The organism is Pseudonocardia sp. Ae150A_Ps1, assembly GCF_001932315.1.
GTDB lineage: Bacteria > Actinomycetota > Actinomycetes > Mycobacteriales > Pseudonocardiaceae > Pseudonocardia.
In genome coordinates this window covers 549,577-567,760 of record NZ_MCIJ01000001.1, presented here as the reverse complement: position 1 = coordinate 567,760, position 18,184 = coordinate 549,577, and the positions used below count along the sequence as shown (strand labels likewise).

At 73.5% G+C, this 18,184-nt stretch carries 16 protein-coding genes; 9 read left to right on the top strand and 7 right to left on the bottom strand.

The annotated features are described in order from the left end of the window. Positions 1 to 4: 4 nt before the first annotated feature. Complete coding sequence (mshC, locus tag Ae150APs1_RS02510) at positions 5 to 1,243, top strand: cysteine--1-D-myo-inosityl 2-amino-2-deoxy-alpha-D-glucopyranoside ligase (RefSeq protein WP_075295492.1); 1,239 nt, start codon at positions 5 to 7, stop codon at positions 1,241 to 1,243. Positions 1,244 to 1,285: 42 nt separating this feature from the next. Here mshC and Ae150APs1_RS02505 read toward each other — a convergent pair whose 3' ends face one another. Continuing rightward, positions 1,286 to 2,251, bottom strand: a complete 966-nt coding sequence (locus Ae150APs1_RS02505; RefSeq protein WP_075301601.1) for a zinc-binding dehydrogenase — start codon at positions 2,249 to 2,251, stop codon at positions 1,286 to 1,288. A gap of 103 nt (positions 2,252 to 2,354) precedes the next feature. On the opposite strand from Ae150APs1_RS02505, the gene Ae150APs1_RS02500 reads away from it, so the two are divergent. Further along, a complete protein-coding gene (locus Ae150APs1_RS02500) occupies positions 2,355 to 2,717 on the top strand; it encodes a DUF2237 domain-containing protein (RefSeq protein WP_060575917.1) in 363 nt (120 codons plus the stop codon). 16 nt (positions 2,718 to 2,733) lie between these two features. Here the strand turns inward: Ae150APs1_RS02500 and Ae150APs1_RS02495 are convergent, their stop codons facing one another. Together Ae150APs1_RS02495 and Ae150APs1_RS02490 are read right to left on the bottom strand one after the other, a co-directional pair. After that, the gene (locus Ae150APs1_RS02495; protein WP_075295490.1) at positions 2,734 to 3,870 is read right to left on the bottom strand and encodes an MFS transporter; all 1,137 of its coding nucleotides are present in this window, start codon (positions 3,868 to 3,870) and stop codon (positions 2,734 to 2,736) included. A 43-nt stretch (positions 3,871 to 3,913) separates the two neighbouring features. Further along, positions 3,914 to 4,804 carry a PAC2 family protein gene (locus tag Ae150APs1_RS02490; protein ID WP_010227415.1) on the bottom strand — a complete coding sequence of 297 codons (891 nt, stop codon included), beginning with the start codon at positions 4,802 to 4,804 and terminating at the stop codon, positions 3,914 to 3,916. 138 nt (positions 4,805 to 4,942) lie between these two features. On the opposite strand from Ae150APs1_RS02490, the gene metH reads away from it, so the two are divergent. From metH to hisG, 4 genes are all read left to right on the top strand, one after another. Then, on the top strand, positions 4,943 to 8,599 hold the full coding sequence (gene metH / locus Ae150APs1_RS02485; RefSeq protein WP_075301599.1) for a methionine synthase: 3,657 nt from the start codon (positions 4,943 to 4,945) through the stop codon (positions 8,597 to 8,599). After that, on the top strand, positions 8,592 to 9,290 hold the full coding sequence (locus tag Ae150APs1_RS02480; protein ID WP_075295488.1) for an HAD family phosphatase: 699 nt from the start codon (positions 8,592 to 8,594) through the stop codon (positions 9,288 to 9,290). The genes metH and Ae150APs1_RS02480 overlap by 8 nt, the downstream gene beginning before the upstream one ends. Positions 9,291 to 9,480: 190 nt before the next feature. Next, positions 9,481 to 9,744, top strand: a complete 264-nt coding sequence (locus tag Ae150APs1_RS02475; RefSeq protein ID WP_010227420.1) for a phosphoribosyl-ATP diphosphatase — start codon at positions 9,481 to 9,483, stop codon at positions 9,742 to 9,744. Positions 9,745 to 9,795: 51 nt separating this feature from the next. After that, positions 9,796 to 10,686: an ATP phosphoribosyltransferase gene (gene hisG, locus Ae150APs1_RS02470; protein WP_010227422.1), complete on the top strand. Its 891-nt coding sequence runs from the start codon at positions 9,796 to 9,798 to the stop codon at positions 10,684 to 10,686. Positions 10,687 to 10,765: 79 nt separating this feature from the next. Here hisG and Ae150APs1_RS02465 read toward each other — a convergent pair whose 3' ends face one another. Genes Ae150APs1_RS02465 through Ae150APs1_RS02450 form a run of 4 tightly spaced genes read right to left on the bottom strand, consistent with a single transcriptional unit; the run spans position 10,766 to position 14,477 of the window. Next, positions 10,766 to 11,623 (bottom strand): thioesterase family protein, encoded by an 858-nt coding sequence (locus Ae150APs1_RS02465; protein ID WP_170918030.1) that lies wholly within the window; start codon positions 11,621 to 11,623, stop codon positions 10,766 to 10,768. Beyond that, positions 11,620 to 12,552 carry a PD-(D/E)XK nuclease family protein gene (locus Ae150APs1_RS02460; RefSeq protein ID WP_083679889.1) on the bottom strand — a complete coding sequence of 311 codons (933 nt, stop codon included), beginning with the start codon at positions 12,550 to 12,552 and terminating at the stop codon, positions 11,620 to 11,622. Before Ae150APs1_RS02460 ends, Ae150APs1_RS02465 begins: the two co-directional genes overlap by 4 nt. Positions 12,553 to 12,588: 36 nt before the next feature. After that, positions 12,589 to 13,896, bottom strand: a complete 1,308-nt coding sequence (locus Ae150APs1_RS32535) for a hypothetical protein (protein ID WP_075295486.1) — start codon at positions 13,894 to 13,896, stop codon at positions 12,589 to 12,591. Further along, on the bottom strand, positions 13,893 to 14,477 hold the full coding sequence (locus Ae150APs1_RS02450) for a TasA family protein (protein ID WP_075295484.1): 585 nt from the start codon (positions 14,475 to 14,477) through the stop codon (positions 13,893 to 13,895). Before Ae150APs1_RS02450 ends, Ae150APs1_RS32535 begins: the two co-directional genes overlap by 4 nt. An 84-nt stretch (positions 14,478 to 14,561) precedes the next feature. On the opposite strand from Ae150APs1_RS02450, the gene Ae150APs1_RS02445 reads away from it, so the two are divergent. The 3 genes from Ae150APs1_RS02445 to arc all read left to right on the top strand — a co-directional run bounded on the left by Ae150APs1_RS02445 (position 14,562) and on the right by arc (position 18,119). Beyond that, entirely contained in the window at positions 14,562 to 15,155 is a 594-nt protein-coding gene (locus Ae150APs1_RS02445; RefSeq protein WP_083680380.1) for a signal peptidase I, read from the top strand. A gap of 11 nt (positions 15,156 to 15,166) precedes the next feature. Next, positions 15,167 to 16,060, top strand: coding sequence for a tRNA (adenine-N1)-methyltransferase (locus tag Ae150APs1_RS02440; RefSeq protein ID WP_075295482.1), 894 nt, complete (start codon positions 15,167 to 15,169; stop codon positions 16,058 to 16,060). Between the two features lie 277 nt (positions 16,061 to 16,337). Further along, entirely contained in the window at positions 16,338 to 18,119 is a 1,782-nt protein-coding gene (gene arc / locus Ae150APs1_RS02435; protein ID WP_075301593.1) for a proteasome ATPase, read from the top strand. Positions 18,120 to 18,184 lie beyond the last annotated feature (65 nt).

The following is an 18,184-nucleotide window of genomic DNA, read 5'->3' as shown; positions in this document are numbered from 1 at the left end:
CCGCATGGAGACCTGGGCCCCGACCGACGTCCCGGCACTGGAGGGCAGCGGTCCGCCGCTGCGGCTGCACGACACCGCCACCGGGCGGGTGCGGCCGACCGCGCCGGGCCCGGTCGCGACGATGTACGTCTGCGGGATCACCCCGTACGACGCGACCCACCTGGGCCACGCGGCCACCTACCTGGCCTTCGACCTGGTGAACCGGCTCTGGCGCGACCTCGGGCACGAGGTGCACTACGTCCAGAACGTCACCGACATCGACGAGCCCCTGCTCGAGCGGGCCGAGCGCGACCAGGACGACTGGGTCGTGCTCGGGCTGCGCGAGACGGCCCTGTTCCGCGAGGACATGGAGGCGCTGCGGGTGCTGCCGCCGCGCCAGTTCGTCGGCGCGGTCGAGGCGATCCCGGAGATCGCCGAGCTGGTGGAGAAGCTGGTCGCCTCCGGCGCGGCCTACCGGCTGGACGACCCGGAGTACCCGGACGTCTACCACGACGTCTCCGCCACCGGCCGGTTCGGCTACGAGTCGAACTACGACCTCGAGACGATGTTGCAGTTCTCCCGCGAGCGCGGCGGCGACCCGGACCGGCCCGGCAAGCGGAACCCGCTCGACCCGCTGCTGTGGCGGATGGCGCGGCCGGGGGAGCCGGCGTGGGAGTCCGGGCTCGGCCGTGGGCGTCCGGGGTGGCACGTGGAGTGTGCCGCGATCGGGCTGAACCGGCTCGGCCAGCAGATCGACCTCAACGGCGGCGGTTCCGACCTGATCTTCCCGCACCACGAGTGCGGGGCGCTGCACGCCGAGTCGCTCACCGGCGAGCACCCGTTCGCCCGGCACTACGTGCACACCGGGATGATCGGCCTCGACGGCGAGAAGATGTCGAAGTCGAAGGGCAACCTGGTCTTCGTCTCGAAGCTGCGCAGCTCCGGCGTGGACCCGAACGTCGTACGGGTGGCGCTGCTCGACGGGCACTACCGCGACGACCGGTCCTGGACGGACGAGGTGCACGCGAAGGGGGAGGGCCGCGTCGCCCGCTGGCGCGAGGCCGTCGAGCTCGACGCGGGCCCGGAGGCCGCCGAGCTGGTCGCGAAGCTGCGCACGCACCTCGCCGACGACCTGGACACCCCCGGCGCGCTGGCCGCCGTCGACGCCTGGGCCGACGAGGCGCTGACCCGCCGCGGCACCGACGCCGGCGCCCCGCAGCTGGCCCGCACCGCCCTGGACGCGCTCCTCGGCGTCCGCCTCTGACGGCGCCCGTGGCGCCCCGCCGCCCGGGTGCGGCGGGGCGTCTCACGGTCGCAGAAGGATCTTCCCCGTGGAGCGGCGCCGCTCCAGGTCCGTGTGGGCCCGGGCCGCCTCGGCGAGGGGGTACTCCGCTCCGACCAGCGGCCGGAGCTCCCCGCGTGCGGCGCGCGCCAGCACCTCACCTACTCGGCGGGGTGCGTCCGCCGCGACACCGGCGAGCTGTTCCATGGTCACCACGGTGAGCCGCCGGGAGCGTTCCTCGCACGGCCCCGGCTCGGGCGGGGGACCGCCGACGGCGCCGTAGGAGCTGTACCGGCCGCCGTCGGCGACCAGCCAGGCCGCCGAGCGGCCTGCCGTGCCACCGACGCCGTCGAACACCACCGCCGGGCCGCGCGGCAGCAGCGCGTGCAGCTCGGCCACCCAGCCCGGACGGCCGTGGTCGACGACGTGCTCGGCGCCGAGCTCCCGCACCTGCCGGCCGCGCGCCACACCCCGCGCGGCACCGATCACCCGGCCGCCGGCCGCCGTCACCAGTTGAACCAGCACGCTCCCCAGGCCGCCCGCCGCCGGGAGGACGAGCACGTGCTCCCCGGGGTGCACCGGCGTGCGTTCCAGCAGCGCCAGCGCGGTGGCCCCGTCCCCGAACAGGGCGGCGGCAGCCCCGAGGTCCACGCCGTCCGGCACCGCGACCAGCGACGACGCCGGCGCCACGACCCGCTCGGCGTACCCGCCGTGCGGGGCCCGGAGCGCCACCCGGGCCCCGTGCAGGTCCGGGTCCACCCCGGCACCGAGCCCCGTCACCGTCCCCGCGACCACCCCGCCGGGCACGTACGGCGGCTCGGCGGCGAGGTGCGGCGGCCCCGCGCCGCGGCGGATCGCGGTGTCCACCCACAGCACCCCGGCGGCCCCGACGTCGACGAGCACCTCGCCGTCGCCGGGTGCGGGATCGGCCACGTCCCGCACCTGCAGCACCTCCGGTCCGCCGAACCGTTCCACCACGATCGCCTGCATCGCCCGCTCCTCCACGCCGTTCCCGCACCCAGCGTGCGACCTCGACCGGGCTTCAGGTCCAGTGCGGGATGCCGGGAGCCGGGGTGCGTGGTCGAATGGCCGCATGGCGCGTAACGTGCTCGGCGGGGAGCTGGAGAGCTGCTCGACCGATCCGCTGACCGGGTTCTACCGCAACGGCTGCTGTGACACCGGTGGGGACGACGCCGGCGTCCACACGGTGTGCGCCCGGGTCACCGCGGAGTTCCTGGACTTCTCCCGGGAACGGGGCAACGACCTGTCCACCCCGCGGCCGGGATTCGGCTTCCCGGGGCTCGAACCGGGGGACCGGTGGTGCCTGTGCGCGAGCCGCTGGGTGGAGGCGCTGCGCGAGGACGTCGCCCCGCCGGTCGTCCTCGAGGCCACGCACGCGCGGACCCTGGAGTGGGTCGACCTGGCCGACCTGCGCACGCACGCCGCGGAGCGCTGAGCGCGGCCGGTGCCGGTCAGCCGGCGGGCCGCGGCGCCCGGCCCGCCACCAGCACCGCGGGCGCGGCGACGGCCAGCAACCCGGCAGGCACGACGAACGCCGCCACCGGGTCCACGTGGTAGACGGGGGTGAGCCCGACCGGGGACGCCGCCGTCCCCGCGAACCGCACCGCCTGCACCACCGACACGGCGCCGCCGCTGTTCGGCCCGCCCGCCCCCAGGACGAGTGCGTTCACCCCGACCAGGATCAGCTGGCTGCACATCCCGCCGGCGGCCCACAGCGCGACGACCACCCAGAGCACCGGCACCAGACCGATGAGCGCGACGAGCACCCCGCCGGCGACCGCACCGGTGAGGACGCAGCGGCGCGGCCCCAGCCGGTCCACCGCACCGCCGATGAGGCGGGCGGTGAGGATCCCGGCCACCCCGAGCGCGGTCAGCACCAGCCCGCGGGACGCCGAGCCCAGGCCGAAGTCATCCTCGAGCCGCAGCGCGAGCAGGAAGTTGAGATCGGCCAGGCAGCCCCAGCCCAGCCCGGCGACGACGCCGAGCCGCAGCACGGGCCCGGTCCACGCCGAGCGCAGCCGGGGACGGCGGCCGTCCCGGGCCGCGGCGGGTCCGTCCGGGATCCCGACCACCCCGAGCAGCAGCGCCACGGCCGCCGCCCCGCCGAACGCGAGCCGCCAGTCGACCTCGGCGGCGAGCCCGCCGACCAGCGGCGCCGAGGTCTGCCCGGCTGCCTGCAGGGAGCCGAACCAGCCCAGCGCGCGCCCGAGCCGCTCCGGCTCCACCGCGGTCGCCAGCGCCGCGAGCAGCAGCGGGGTGGTGAACGCGTTCGCCACCCCCTGCAGGGCCCGGCCGGCGAGGAACAGCGTCCAGGAGCCCGCGAGCACGCACACCACCGACGCGAGGACGTAGACCGCGTACCCGGCGACGACGGTCCGGCCGCGGCCCCAGCGCTCCCCGAGCGTGCCCGAGACCAGCATCACACCGGCGAACGGCAGCAGGTAGGCCGTGATCGACACCGCGGCCGTCGCCGTCGGCACCCCGAAGTCGCCGCCCAGCTCGGGCAGCATCGCCGCCGTCATCCCCCCGCCGAACGGCCCGAGGAACGCGCCCGCGAACAGCGCGCCGCGGCGCAGCGCCCCCGTCACCGCGGCACCGGCCCACCCGTGAGGGGCCGCGCCGGCCCGCCCGTCAGGAGTTCGGGCCGCGACGGCGCAGGTAGCGCTCGAAGTCGGCCGCGATCGTGTCGCCCGAGGTCTCCCGCAGCTCGGTGCGGGTCTCCTCCTCCTCGGTCTCGTTCGCCTGCTCCTCGAGCTGGCGGACGTACTCCCGCACCTCGTCGTCGGCGTCGGCCATCTCGGAGACGGTGCGCTCCCACTCCTCGGCCTTCTCCGGGAGCCCGCCGAGCGGCACCTCGACGTCGAGCGCCTCCTCGATCCGGTGCAGCAGCGCGACCGCGGCCTTCGGGACCTGCGCCTGCGAGACGTAGTGCGGCACCTCGGCCCAGTACGACAGGGCCGGGATCCCGGCCTGCACGCAGGCCTGCTGGAACACCGCCACGATCCCGGTCGGGCCCTCGTAGTTCGACGGCTCGGTGCCCATCTCCTTGAGCGAGTCCGCGTCCCACGACGTCCCGCTCACCGGCGTCGGCCGGGTGTGCGGGACCTCCGTGAGCAGGGCTCCGAGCGTGATGACCTTTGTCACCCCCAGGCGCTCGGCGTGACCGACCAGTTCGGCGCAGAACGAACGCCAGCGCAGATTCGGTTCGATGCCGCTGACCAGCACGACGTGCCGGTCCGTGCCCGGCAGCGTGGCCCACGACAGCCGGGTCGTCTGCCACTCGATCTTCCGTGTCACCCCGCCGGCGAGCTTCACGTGCGGCCGGGTGACCTGGAAGTCGTAGTACTCCTCGGGATCGATCGAGGTCAGAGGCTCGGCGTCCCAGCTGAGCTCCAGGTGTTCCAGCGCGGTGCTCGCGGCCTCCCCGGCGTCGTTCCAGCCCTCGAACGCGGCGATGAGGACCGGCTCGACCAGGTCGGGGGCGTCCGCCCCGCCCGTGGTGCTCGGCTCTCGGTCGGTCATCGGCCCAGCCTACGGCCCCGGGGCTTCAGAACCCGGGCGATACCCCGGCCCGGGGTAGCCTGACTGATCGTGTCATCTACGACGGGAGCGGATCACTCGGTGTGCACCTCTTCGGACGGCGACATCTCCACCCGCCGCATCGACCCCGAGCGGGTCGCCACGGCGGAACGGAGAACCGGCCAGCTGCGGGAACTCCTCGGCAGCCGGATCGGTGTCATCGACGGTGCCTGGGGCACCGTCATCCAGGGCCTGGGCCTCACCGCCGACGACTACAAGGCGGAGTGGCTGGAGGGCCACCACAAGGACACCAACGGCGACCCGGACCTGCTGAACCTGACCCGTCCGGACCTGATCCTGGACAGTCACCGGCGCTACTTCACGGCCGGCGCCGACCTCACGACGACGAACACCTTCACCGCCACCACCATCGGCCAGGCCGACTACGGCCTCGAGGACCACGTGGTGGCGATGAACGTCGAGGCCGCGAAGCTGGCCCGGCAGGCGGCCGACGAGTCGGAGGCGGAGACCGGCGAGCCCAAGTGGGTCGCGGGCTCCATCGGGCCGCTGAACGTCACCCTGTCGCTGTCGCCGAAGGTCGAGGACCCGGCGTTCCGCGCGGTGACCTACCAGGAGGTCTACCAGTCCTACGCCGAGCAGATCGCGGCGCTGGACGACGGCGGTGTGGACCTGCTGCTGATCGAGACGATCTTCGACACGCTGAACTCGAAGGCCGCCCTGCACGCCGCGCACGACATCGCGCCGCACCTGCCGATCTGGATCTCGGTGGCGATCGTCGACCGGTCGGGCCGGACGCTGTCCGGGCAGACCGTGGACGCCTTCTGGACCTCGATCCGGCACGCCGACCCGCTGGTCGTCGGCCTGAACTGCTCGCTGGGTGCCGAGGACATGCGCCCGCACGTCGTCGCGCTGTCCGAGATCAGCGACACCTTCACCGCGAGCTACCCGAACGCCGGCCTCCCGAACGCCTTCGGCGGCTACGACGAGACCCCGGACCAGACCGCGGCCCTGCTCCGCGAGTTCGCCGAGTCCGGCCTGGTCAACATCGTCGGCGGGTGCTGCGGCACCGGGCACGACCACATCCGCGAGATCGCGGGCGCGGTCAAGGACGTGGCCCCGCGGACCCCCGTGGAGCCCGCCCACCGGACCCGGTTCTCCGGGCTCGAGCGGTTCGACATCGTCCCGGACACCGGCTTCGTGATGATCGGTGAGCGGACCAACGTCACCGGGTCCAAGCGGTTCCGCAGGCTCATCGAGTCGAAGGACTACAACGGCGCGCTCGACGTCGCGCTGGACATGGTCCGCGGTGGCGCGAACATGCTGGACGTCAACATGGACGCCGACCTCCTCGAGTCCGACGAGGAGATGACGACCTTCCTGAACCTGCTGGCCACCGAGCCGGAGATCGCCCGGCTGCCGATCATGATCGACAGCTCGCGGTGGTCGGTCGTCGAGGCCGGGCTGCGGTGCGTGCAGGGCAAGGGTGTCGTCAACTCGATCAGCCTGAAGGAGGGCGAGGAGCCCTTCCTCCGCCAGGCCGCGACGGTCCGGTCCTACGGGGCGGGCGTCGTCGTCATGGCGTTCGACGAGACGGGCCAGGCCGACACCGCCGACCGGAAGGTCGAGATCTGCGGACGGGCCTACGACCTGCTGGTCGAGAAGGCGGGCCTCCCGCCCGAGGACATCATCTTCGACCCGAACATCCTCGCCATCGCCACCGGCATGGAGGAGCACAACGACTACGCGAAGGACTTCATCGAGGCCCTCCCGCGGATCAAGGAGCGCTGCCCGGGCGCGCACATCTCCGGTGGCGTCTCGAACCTGTCGTTCGCCTTCCGTGGCAACAACGTCGTCCGCGAGGCGATGGACTCGGCGTTCCTGTTCCACGCCATCCAGGCCGGCCTGGACATGGGCATCGTCAACGCCGGCCAGCTCGCGGTCTACCAGGACATCCCGGCCGACCTGCTCGAGATGGTCGAGGACGTCCTGTTCAACCGGCGTCCCGACGCCACCGACCGGCTCGTCGAGAGCGCCGACCGGTTCAAGGGCGAGGGCACCCAGCGCAAGGTCGACCTCAGCTGGCGGGAGAACGACGTCCGCTCGCGGATCTCGCACGCCCTGGTGCACGGCATCGTGGACTACATCGAGGAGGACACCGAGGAGGCGCGCGCCGAGGCCGACCGGCCGCTGCACGTCATCGAGGGTCCGCTCATGGACGGCATGAAGGTCGTCGGCGACCTGTTCGGCGACGGCAAGATGTTCCTCCCGCAGGTGGTGAAGTCGGCGCGCGTGATGAAGCGGGCGGTCGCCTACCTCGAGCCGTACATGGAGGAGGAGAAGGAGGAGGCCAGGGCCCGCGGGGAGATCGACGACCGCGGCAACGGCAAGGTCGTCATGGCCACGGTCAAGGGCGACGTCCACGACATCGGTAAGAACATCGTCGGTGTGGTGCTCGGCTGTAACAGCTACGAGGTCGTCGACCTCGGCGTGATGGTGCCCGCGCAGACCATCCTCGACACCGCCGTCGCGGAGAACGCCGACGTCATCGGCCTGTCCGGCCTCATCACCCCGTCGCTGGACGAGATGGTCGGCGTCGCCGCGGAGATGGAGCGCCGGGGGCTCAAGCTGCCGCTGCTCATCGGTGGTGCGACGACCTCGCGCCAGCACACCGCGGTGAAGATCGCGCCCGCCTACGACGGCAACGTGCTCCACGTGCTCGACGCCTCCCGCGTCGTCGGGGTGGTCTCCGACCTGCTCGACGACGACCGCGCGGAGGCCCTGGGCAAGCGCAACGGCGAGGACCAGGAGCGGCTGCGCGAGCAGCACGCGAACCGGGAGGCCAAGCCGCTGCTGCCGTTCGAGGAGGCGGTGGCCAACCGCGAGCAGGTCACCTTCGACGACCTGCCCGCGCCGGAGTTCACCGGGGTCCGCGAGTGCGCGCCGACCATCGCGGAGCTGCGCGAGCTGATCGACTGGCAGTTCCTGTTCCTGGCCTGGGAGCTCAAGGGCAAGTTCCCCGGGATCCTGAACTCGCCGGTGGCCAAGGAGCTCTACGACGACGCCAACGCGATGCTTGACGAGATCATCGAGGGCGACCGCTTCACGGCGAAGGGCGTCTACGGGTTCTGGCCCGCGCACGCCGAGGGCGAGGACATCGTCATCTCGCCGGAGGCGGGTGACGTCCGGCTGCCGATGCTGCGCCAGCAGACCAAGAAGCCGGAGGGCCGCGCCACCCGCAGCCTCGCCGACTACGTGGCGCCCGAGGGCGACCACCTCGGCGCCTTCGCGGTCTCCATCCACGGTGCGGAGGAGATGGCCAAGGAGTACGAGGACGCCCTCGACGACTACCGGGCCATCATGGTGAAGGCGCTGGCCGACCGGCTCGCGGAGGCGTTCGCCGAGTACGCGCACCTCCAGGCACGCCGGCAGTGGTTCGAGCCCGGTGCCGAGCAGCCGCTCGAGGAGCTCCTCGGCGAGAAGTTCCGCGGCATCCGGCCGGCGTTCGGCTACCCGGCCTGCCCGGACCACACCCAGAAGCGTCCGCTGTTCGACCTGCTCGGCGCGGAGGAGCTGGGCATCGAACTGACCGAGTCGTACGCGATGACCCCGGCGGCCGCCGTCAGCGGCATGATGTTCGCCCATCCCGACTCCCGGTACTTCACCGTGGGCCGGATCGGGCGCGACCAGGTCACCGACTACGCGGGCCGGCTCGGCACCGAGGTCGACGAGGTCGAGCGGTGGCTGCGGCCCAACCTCGGGTACAACCCCGATGCCTGAGCCGCGGGCGCTGCGGGGCGTGCTGCTGGACATGGACGGCACGCTCATCGACTCCGAGAAGGTGTGGGAGGTCGCCCTCAACGACCTCATGAAGCACCTCGGCGCGCCTCCGCTGTCCACGGAGGCGCGTCTGGAGTCGGTCGGCGGGTCGCTCGACTCGTCGCTGCGGATCTGCTTCCGCGAGGCGGGCCGGGACCCGGCAGGCGTCCCCGCCGACGAGTACCGGGAGACCGGTGAGTGGCTCTACGACCGGGCCGGCGAGCTGTTCGCGCACGGCGTGCCGTGGCGACCGGGCGCGCGGGAGCTCCTCGGGGCGCTGCGCGCCGAGGGGATCCCGGCGGTCCTGGTCACCAACACGATCCGGGTGCTGGCGGAGCGCGCGCTGGAGACGCTGGGCCGCGAGCACTTCGCGGCCGTCGTCCCCGGCGACGAGGTGGCCGAGCCGAAGCCGGGGCCCGAGCCGTACCGCCGCGGGGCGGAGCTGCTCGGGCTCGACCCCGGTGACTGCGTGGCGGTGGAGGACTCGCCGACCGGCGCGCTGTCCGCGGAGCGGGCCGGGTGCGCGGTGCTCGTGGTGCCGTGCGAGCTGGCCGTCCCGGCGGGGGAGCGGCGCGTGCAGCGCGACTCCCTCGACGGCGTCGGGCCTGCGGAGCTGGCCGCGGTGCTGGCCGAGGTCCGCGCCCGCGGCTGAGACGGTCCCCGCCTTCCCGGTCGCGTGCGAGCGGTTCGTCGCCGGCGACGAACGGCGGCACGCGCCCGGGCTGGTCACAAAGGGTGAACCACCCGGCGCGGTGCGTTGCCCGCACGGCTCGGAGCCCCGGGTCTCCGGTGGTGTCGGCCGCGTCACGGTTCACACTGGTCGGCGGAAGGGGTCGATGCACGTGAAGACATTCGACGGGTTGTTCGCCGAGCTCCAGGCCAAGGCCACGGAGCGGCCGGCAGGCTCGGGGACCGTCGCCGCACTGGACGCCGGGGTGCACGCCCAGGGCAAGAAGGTGCTGGAGGAGGCCGGCGAGGTGTGGCTGGCCGCGGAGTACCAGGGTGACGACGAGCTGGCCGAGGAGATCTCGCAGTTGCTCTACCGGCTACAGGTGATCATGATCCAACGGGGGCTCGCCCTCGAGGACGTCTACAAGCATCTGTAGCTCCCGCCCGCACCAGACAGCACAGCCGAGACCGAGATTCAGGAGAGCGTCATGCTCCGCGTGGCACTGCCGAACAAGGGCACCCTGGCCGAGCCCGCCGCCACGATGATGCGCGAGGCGGGGTACCGCCAGCGGACCGACTCACGTGACCTCAGCGTGGTCGACGAGGAGAACGAGATCGAGTTCTTCTACCTGCGGCCCAAGGACATCGCCACCTACGTCGGCAAGGGCGACCTGCACCTGGGCATCACCGGCTTCGACCTCATGGAGGAGTCCGGCAGCCAGACCCAGCAGATCCTCCCGCTGGGCTTCGGCAAGTCCCGGTTCCACTTCGCGGCGCCGACCGACTCGGACTGGAAGCTCGAGGACCTCGACGGCCGCAAGATCGCGACGTCGTACCCGCGGCTGGTCCGCTCGTACCTGTCCGGCAAGCGGATCGGCGCCGAGATCGTGAAGCTCGACGGTGCCGTGGAGATCTCGATCCAGCTCGGCCTGGCCGACGCCATCGCCGACGTCGTCTCCTCGGGGCGGACGCTGCGCCAGCACGGGCTCCAGATCATCGGTGACCCGATCGCGACGTCGCAGGCCACGCTCATCGAGCGCGAGAAGCGTCCCGACCGCGTCGAGGACGGCGACGTCACGTCGACCAAGCGGGTGTTCGCCGACCGGCTCCAGGGTGTCGTCCTCGCCCGCGAGTACCTGATGATGGACTTCGACTGCCCCGAGTCGCTGCTGCCCGACGTGGAGAAGGTGGCCCCGGGCCTGCAGGCGCCGACCGTCTCCCCGCTGCGGAAGGCCGGCTGGGTCGCGGTCCGCACGATGGTCCCGACCAAGGACACCAACCGGGTCATGGACCGGCTCGCCACGATCGGCGCGACCGCGATCCTGACCTCGGAGATCCGGTCGTGCCGCGCCATGACCGTGAACGGCCACGGCAGCTGAGTCGTCCGCTCCCACGACAGCGGCCCGCTCCCGGATCCCGGGGCGGGCCGCCGTCGTGTGCGGGGTGGGGGCGCCGCGCTCAGCGCGGGCGCACGGTGAGCGCCTGACCGCTGCGGCCGGTGTGGCCGTGCTCGTCGAACAGGGTGGCCGAGCAGGTGCCGAGCCCGTCCGGCCCGATGACGGTGGCGGCGTCGACCCCGATCCATTCGCCCTCCGGCGCCCGGTGCAGGTGCACGGTCAGCTCCGTGTTGACGAACAGCCACTTCCGGACGTCCAGCGGCGCCGCGACGCCGTTCGCGCAGTCCGCGGCGACCATCAGCCGCTGCGCCGGGGTCGGCTCCTCACCGTCGACCAGCGGGACCCGGAGCCGGACCCAGGTCCGCGCCGGCCCGAGAGCGCCCAGCTCGTCGCCGCCGAGCCACGACCACTCGGTGGCGTCGAGGAAGCCGGGCAGCCAGCCGTCGGGCCGCTCGGTGCGGATCGTGCCGGTCCCCGGGCCCGGCAGCGGCGCGACCGCGCCCTGCTCGGCACCGGCGGTGTCGCCGGCGGCGAGCCGCCAGGCCCGCGCCCGGAGCACGTCGCGACCGCCCGCCGACATCGTCGCCGAGAGCAGCTCGATGGTGCGGCCCGGCCGCTCGACCTCCGCGGTGACCGTGACCGGGCCGGCCGGGACCATGCCCAGCACCTCGACCGACGCGCGGGCGAGCCGCCAACCCGCCTCGGCGCCACCCGGGCGCGACTCGGGCAGGCGCTCCATCGCCCGGACCAGCAGCGCGGACGGCGGCCCCATGTGCTGGGCGTCGGCGTACCACGGGCCGGTGGTCGACGGGGTCGCCTCGAACTCGCCGACGGTGCCGCCGCCGTCGCCGGTGCGCTCGCCGTGGGGCAGGTAGAACGGTCCGGGGGGGGGAATGGGGGACGTCACGGCCGCGATCATGCCCCGACGGCCTCGCCCGCGGCGTCACCGGGCCACCCGGGGTAGGGCGGTGGCACGCCGTCCCAGGCGGGGCAGTGCGCGCGGTGGTCGCACGTGCGGCAGGCCCGCCCCCGGTTCGGGCGGAAGTCCCCGGTCGGTGCCGCCCGGCGGATCGCGGACCAGACGGCGTCGAGGAGACGGGCGAAGCGGTGCAGCTCGTCCTCGTCCGGCCGGTAGGTCAGCGCGGTGCCGTCGGACAGGTACAGCAGCCGCAGCTCGTCGGGGACCCGGCCGCGGGTGAGCAGCACCGTGAGCGCGTAGAACTTCAGCTGGAACAGCACCGAGCCCTCGAAGCCCTCGCCGGGCGTCGCACCGGTCTTGTAGTCGACGACCCGCAGCGTGCCGTCCGGTGACTCGTCGAGCCGGTCCACGATCCCCCGCAGTGGGACGACGCCGTCCGCCCCGTCGAGACTCGTCTCGACGCGCTCCTCCACGGCCACCGCGGGGACCTCCGCCGGGTCCTCGAGGGTGAAGTAGGTGTCGAGCAGCCCGGCCGCGGAGTCCAGCCACACCGCCAGCTCCGGGTCGCCGGGACCGGTGAACAGCGGGCCGCCGGTGACCGCGTCGCCGAGCCCGGCGGACAGCTCGTCCCAGCAGGGGCCGAGCAGGGCACGTGCCGCCGCCGGGGTGCGCTCGGGCGCCGGCAGCGCGAACAGCCGCTCCAGCACCGCGTGCACGAGGGTGCCGCGGACCTGCGCGCGGGACGGCGGCTCGGGCAGCCGGTCGACGGCCCGGAACCGGTAGAGCAGCGGGCAGCGCCGGAAGTCCGCCGCCCGCGACGGCGACAGCGCGGGCGGGCGCGGCGCCGGACCGGCGGACCCGGCCTCCACGACCCCCGCGGCGGGCGGCACCGCGGCGGCCGGGTGGGGGAGCGGCTCCTCGGCGGTCACGATCCCGAGGCTAACCGGGACCCCCGACGGTCCCGCTCAGCCCGGCGGCGTCGTCGTGGCCGCACCGGGGCCGTCCGGATCGGGCGCGCCCTCGGGGACGGCCCCGGGGGCGACCGGGTCCGCGGCCGGGGGCGCCGGTGCGGCTGGTTCCGGTGCGGTGCTGCCGGCCGGCGGGGCGGGCTCCGTCGCGGGGCCGTCCGGGGTCCCCTCGGGCACGGCCGGAGCCGGGCTCCCCGGCTCCGGGGTGGCCGGTGCCGGTGCGGCGGGCCCCGGGGGGACGGTGCACGCGGTGACGGCGTCCTCGGGCCCGGCGTCCGGGCAGTCCCCGCCGTCGGCCCCGCCGTGCAGGACGTCGGCCGCGGGCGGGTCGTCCGGGCCACCGAGGAGCGTGTCGGCACCGGCGTTGCCGTAGAGCCGGTCCGCCCCGTCGCCGCCGGTGAGCCGGTCGTCGCCGTCGCCACCGACGAGGACGTCGTCCCCGGCGCCGCCGTCGAGCACGTCGTCGCCCCCGGCCCCGACGATGCAGTCCTGCCCGGGCGAGCCGGTGATCCGGTCCGCACCGGGGGTGCCGATGATCAGGAACGGGCCGGTCGCCCCCGGTCGCTCGGTGCGGGCGTCGAAGGTCGCCCCGTTCCCGGACAGGCTGATCGTCTCGGCGGGCTGGGTGATGCCGGCGTCGACGCACTCGGCGGGCGGCGCCGCCACGGCCGGGGCGACGGTGGGGGAGGAGGCGGCGGGCGCGGCGACCCGCAGAGACCGCGTGCCCAGCAGGTTCGTCGTGATGCGGAGGGTGCCGTCGACCCGGTCGGTGAACCCGCCGCTCACCTTGAGCCGCAGGGTGGCGGCCTCGGTACGCGGCAGCAGCACGATCGCCCCGACCGTCACCTTCACCGGGACCGTCGTCACGGTCCCCGGTTGCAGTGTCGCGACGACGCGGTCCTTCCCGTCGAGCAGCGCGCAGTACGACTCCGCGGCGCGCGACCCGAGCGTGACGACCAGCGACCCGACGTTGAGCCCGTCGAGGAGGCCACCGACCCCGTTGGTGCACGCCGTCGACGTCGTCGCGGGCAGCGACAACGACAGCGTCGCGGGCACCGTGCCCCGGTAGTCCACGGTGACCGTCGCGGTCGTCGTGGACCCGGCGCGGAGCCCGGTGAGCGCGACGGCGGGCGGCGCCGACCGGCCGCCCAGCACGACCGTCGCCGACGAGGTGGCGCCTGCCGCTCCGGGATCCCGGTCGACGAAGGTCGCCCAGGTGCCCCAGGCCGCGGCGGAGACCGCGACCAGCACGACCGTGACCCCCAGCGCGAGCACCGCCCGCCGCCGGGGGACCGCCGGGCTCACGTGTTCTGGTTCAGGGTGAACGTCGACCCGATCGAGATCCGGTCACCCTGCACCTTGTTGTCGGCCGCCGCCGGGAGGGCGAACTGCAGCTTGTAGACGCCGTCGGAGTTGCCCCCGAGCGTCCCGGCCGGGAGCGGCGAGTTGACGAAGGTCTTCAGCGGGACGGCGGCGGCCGGCGTCGTGACCCCGGGCCCGGACAGCACCTGGACGGTCATCTGGTCCTGCAGGTTCCCGCCGGCGGCGCACTTGCCTGCCGCGACGCCCTCCGCCTCCGCCTCCGGCTCGGTGCAGGTGACGTCGGCACCGGTGACGGTCAGGTTCCCGGTGACGGTGCCGGGGACGGTCCCGACGTTCCGCACCGTGACGTCGACGGTCGTGCTGAACCCGGGGGCGATGTTGTCCTGGTTGAACAAGGTCGTGCTCGCGTCGGAGCCGACGGTCAGGTCGAGGGTGCCGGACGCGGCGTTGCCGGACGGGCCGTCCTCGGTGTCGGTGAAGGCGGCGTAGGTGCCGAGGCCGATGGCGAGCACAGCCACCGCCACGGCCGCGATGCCGATCGCGAGGCGCTTGCGGTTGTCCATGGGACACTCTTTCCCACCGGGTCGCCGCAGGTCACCGCTCGATCGTGTACTGGACGTGCCGTAGCGGGCACTTATGGTGAGCGGATGGGCCGACATTCCTCCGGACCCTCCCGTGCGTCCTGGCCGGCGGCCGAGCCCGCTCCCCGCCGCTCGTTGCCCGGCCGGCTGGTCGGCGGGCTGGTCACCCTGCTCGTCCTCGCGGCGGTCGCGGTGGCCGTGGCGGTGGCCGTGGTCCCGGCCGTGACCGGGTCGCGGGCGCTGACGGTGCTCTCCGGGAGCATGGTGCCGACGCTGCCGGTGGGGTCACTGGTCGTCTCCCGCCCGGTCGACCCGGGATCGGTCGTCGTGGGCGACGTCGCCTCGTTCGTCGACCGCGACCCGGCGAGCGGGGAGACCCGCACGGTGACCCACCGGGTCGTCGAGGTGGCACCGGGGCCGGTGTTCACGACCCGCGGGGACGCGAACGCCGCGCCCGACCCGCACCCGGTCACGGCGGAGAACCTCCTCGGGCGGCTCTGGTACCACCTGCCGTGGGTCGGTGGCGCCGCCGGCTTCCTGCGGACCGGGCCCGGGCTGGTCGTCGGCGGGGGTGCGGTGCTGCTGCTGATCGGGCTGGTGCTGCTGGTGCCGAAGCGGGGCGGGCGCCCCGGCGGCGGGACGGGTGGGGCGCGCGGCTAGCGTCGTCGCCCGTGCACGACGCCCTCCCGACCCCCGACGGTCCCCTCGCCGCCTCCGACGACACCGTCACCTGGGAGCCGCCCCGGCGCGGCGGCCCGTTCCGGGACGGGGACCGGGTCCAGCTGACCGACCCGAAGGGACGCCACTACACCGTCGTCCTCGAGTCGGGTGGCGCCTACCACACCCACCGCGGCCAGATCGAGCACGACGACATCATCGGCGCCGACGAGGGCAGCCTCGTCCACTCCGCCGCGAACACCCCCTACCTGGCCCTGCGGCCGCGGCTGGCCGACTACGTCCTGTCGATGCCGCGCGGCGCGCAGGTGATCTACCCGAAGGACGCCGCACAGATCCTGATGTGGGGCGACGTCTTCCCGGGCGCCCGGGTGCTGGAGGCGGGTGCGGGGTCCGGGGCTCTGACCTGCTCACTGCTGCAGGCCGTCGGGCCGACCGGCCGGGTCGTGTCCTACGAGGTCCGCGACGACCACGCCCCGCACGCGGTGAGCAACGTCGAGAAGTTCTTCGGGCACCGCCCGCCGCACTGGGACCTCACCGTCGGCGACGTCCGCGAGCACCGAGGCGAGGTCGATCGGGTCGTCCTGGACATGCTCTCGCCGTGGGACGTGCTCGACGCGGTGAAGGAGAGCCTGGTCCCGGGCGGGATCCTCGTCGGGTACGTGGCGACCACGACCCAGCTGTCGGTGCTCACCGAGAAGCTCCGCGAGATGCAGTGCTGGACCGAGCCGGAGGCGTGGGAGGCCATGGTCCGGCCGTGGCACGTCGTGGGGCTCGCGGTCCGGCCGGAGCACCGGATGATCGCGCACACCGCCTTCCTGGTGACGTCGCGCCGGCTCGCCGACGGCGTGACCCCGCCCCGGCAGCAGCGCCGCCCGACCGGCCGCTGAGGACGGCGTCCGCACCAGGGGATTCACCCGGATCGCCCTGGCGGCGGACCGCGACGCGCCCGGCGCGGAACAAGAACGTTACGAAGTCCCCTCCGTGTGGACGTGGCGGTGACGGGCGAGAAGCCGCAGAGTGACCACGTGGTGCCGACCGGCTGAGGCCCGGATCACCGGTTCGACGCACCGCCGCGGTTCCCCCGCCCGGGTACCGTGGTGAGACGGAACACGGAGGGAGGCTGCCGTGAACCACCCCTACGACGACGGTCCCGGCAGGCGGGACATCCAATCTGGTCACGATCTCGGCCCGGCCGAGACCGCGGAGCGCATCCGTCACCTCGAGAGCGAGATCGCGACGCTGCGTCAGCGGCTGACCGAGACGCCCCGGCACGCCCGAGTGCTGGAGCAGCGCCTGGCCGAGACCACGAGCCGGCTCTCCGCGCTCAACGCGCGCAACGAGAAGCTCACCGAGACCCTCAAGGAGGCGAGGGGGCAGCTGGTCGCACTCCGCGAGGAGGTCGACAGGCTCGCCCAACCCCCGTCCGGATACGGCGTGTTCCTCGGCCGGTACGACGACGACACCGTCGACGTCTTCACCTCCGGCCGCCGGATGCGCGTCCCCGTCTCGCCCGCGGTGGAGGGCGAGCAGCTCCGCAGCGGGCAGTCGGTCCGGCTGAACGAGGCGCTGACCGTGGTCGAGGCCATGGGCTTCGAGCAGGTCGGCGACCTGTACTCGCTGCGCGAGATCATCACCAAGCCCGGTGACGACGGCTCGGCCGGTCGCGGCCTGGTCGTCGGCCACTCCGACGAGGAACGGGTGGTGTGGCTCGCCGCACCGCTGTTCGACCTGGGCGACGAGGAGGGCACCAGCCCGCTCAAGTCCGGGGACTCCCTCATGGTCGACTCGCGGGCGGGCTACGCCTACGAGCGGGTCGCCAAGGCCGAGGTCGAGGACCTCGTGCTGGAGGAGGTCCCGGACATCGCCTACCACGACATCGGTGGCCTGTCCCGGCAGATCGAGCAGATCCAGGACGCGGTCGAGCTGCCGTTCCTGCACACCGAGCTGTTCACCACGTACGAGCTCCGCCCGCCCAAGGGCGTGCTCCTCTACGGACCGCCCGGCTGCGGGAAGACGCTCATCGCGAAGGCCGTCGCGAACTCGCTGGCGAAGAAGATCGCCAAGCAGCGGGGCGACGACCCGGACGAGGGCCGTGCGTTCTTCCTGAACATCAAGGGCCCGGAGCTGCTCAACAAGTTCGTCGGCGAGACCGAGCGGCACATCCGGCTCATCTTCCAGCGGGCCCGGGAGAAGGCCTCGGCCGGTACCCCGGTGATCGTGTTCTTCGACGAGATGGACTCGATCTTCCGGACCCGTGGCTCGGGGGTGTCCTCCGACGTCGAGACGACGATCGTGCCCCAGCTCCTCGCCGAGATCGACGGCGTCGAGGGCCTGGAGAACGTGATCGTGATCGGCGCCTCGAACCGCGAGGACATGATCGACCCGGCGATCCTGCGGCCCGGGCGGCTGGACGTGAAGATCAAGATCGAGCGTCCGGACGCCGAGGGTGCGCAGGACATCTTCTCCAAGTACATCACCGAGACCCTGCCCATCCACGACGACGACGTCGCCGAGTTCGGCGGCAGCCGCAAGGCGTGCGTCGACGGGATGATCCAGCGCATCGTCGAGCGGATGTACGACGAGTCGGAGGAGAACCGGTTCCTGGAGGTCACCTACGCCAACGGTGACAAGGAGACCCTCTACTTCAAGGACTTCAACTCGGGCGCGATGATCCAGAACATCGTCGACCGGGCGAAGAAGTCCGCGATCAAGTCGGTGCTCGAGTCCGGTCAGACGGGCCTGCGGGTCCAGCACCTGCTGGACGCGATCGTCGACGAGTTCGCGGAGAACGAGGACCTCCCGAACACCACCAATCCCGACGACTGGGCCCGGATCTCGGGCAAGAAGGGCGAGCGGATCGTCTACATCCGCACCCTGGTCACCGGCAAGAACGAGGCCACCGGCCGCGCGATCGACACCGCGTCGAACACCGGCCAGTACCTGTAGGCACGCACCCGGCGAACGGCCCCGCCACGGTCTCCGTGGCGGGGCCGTCCGTCGTCGGGCACTCC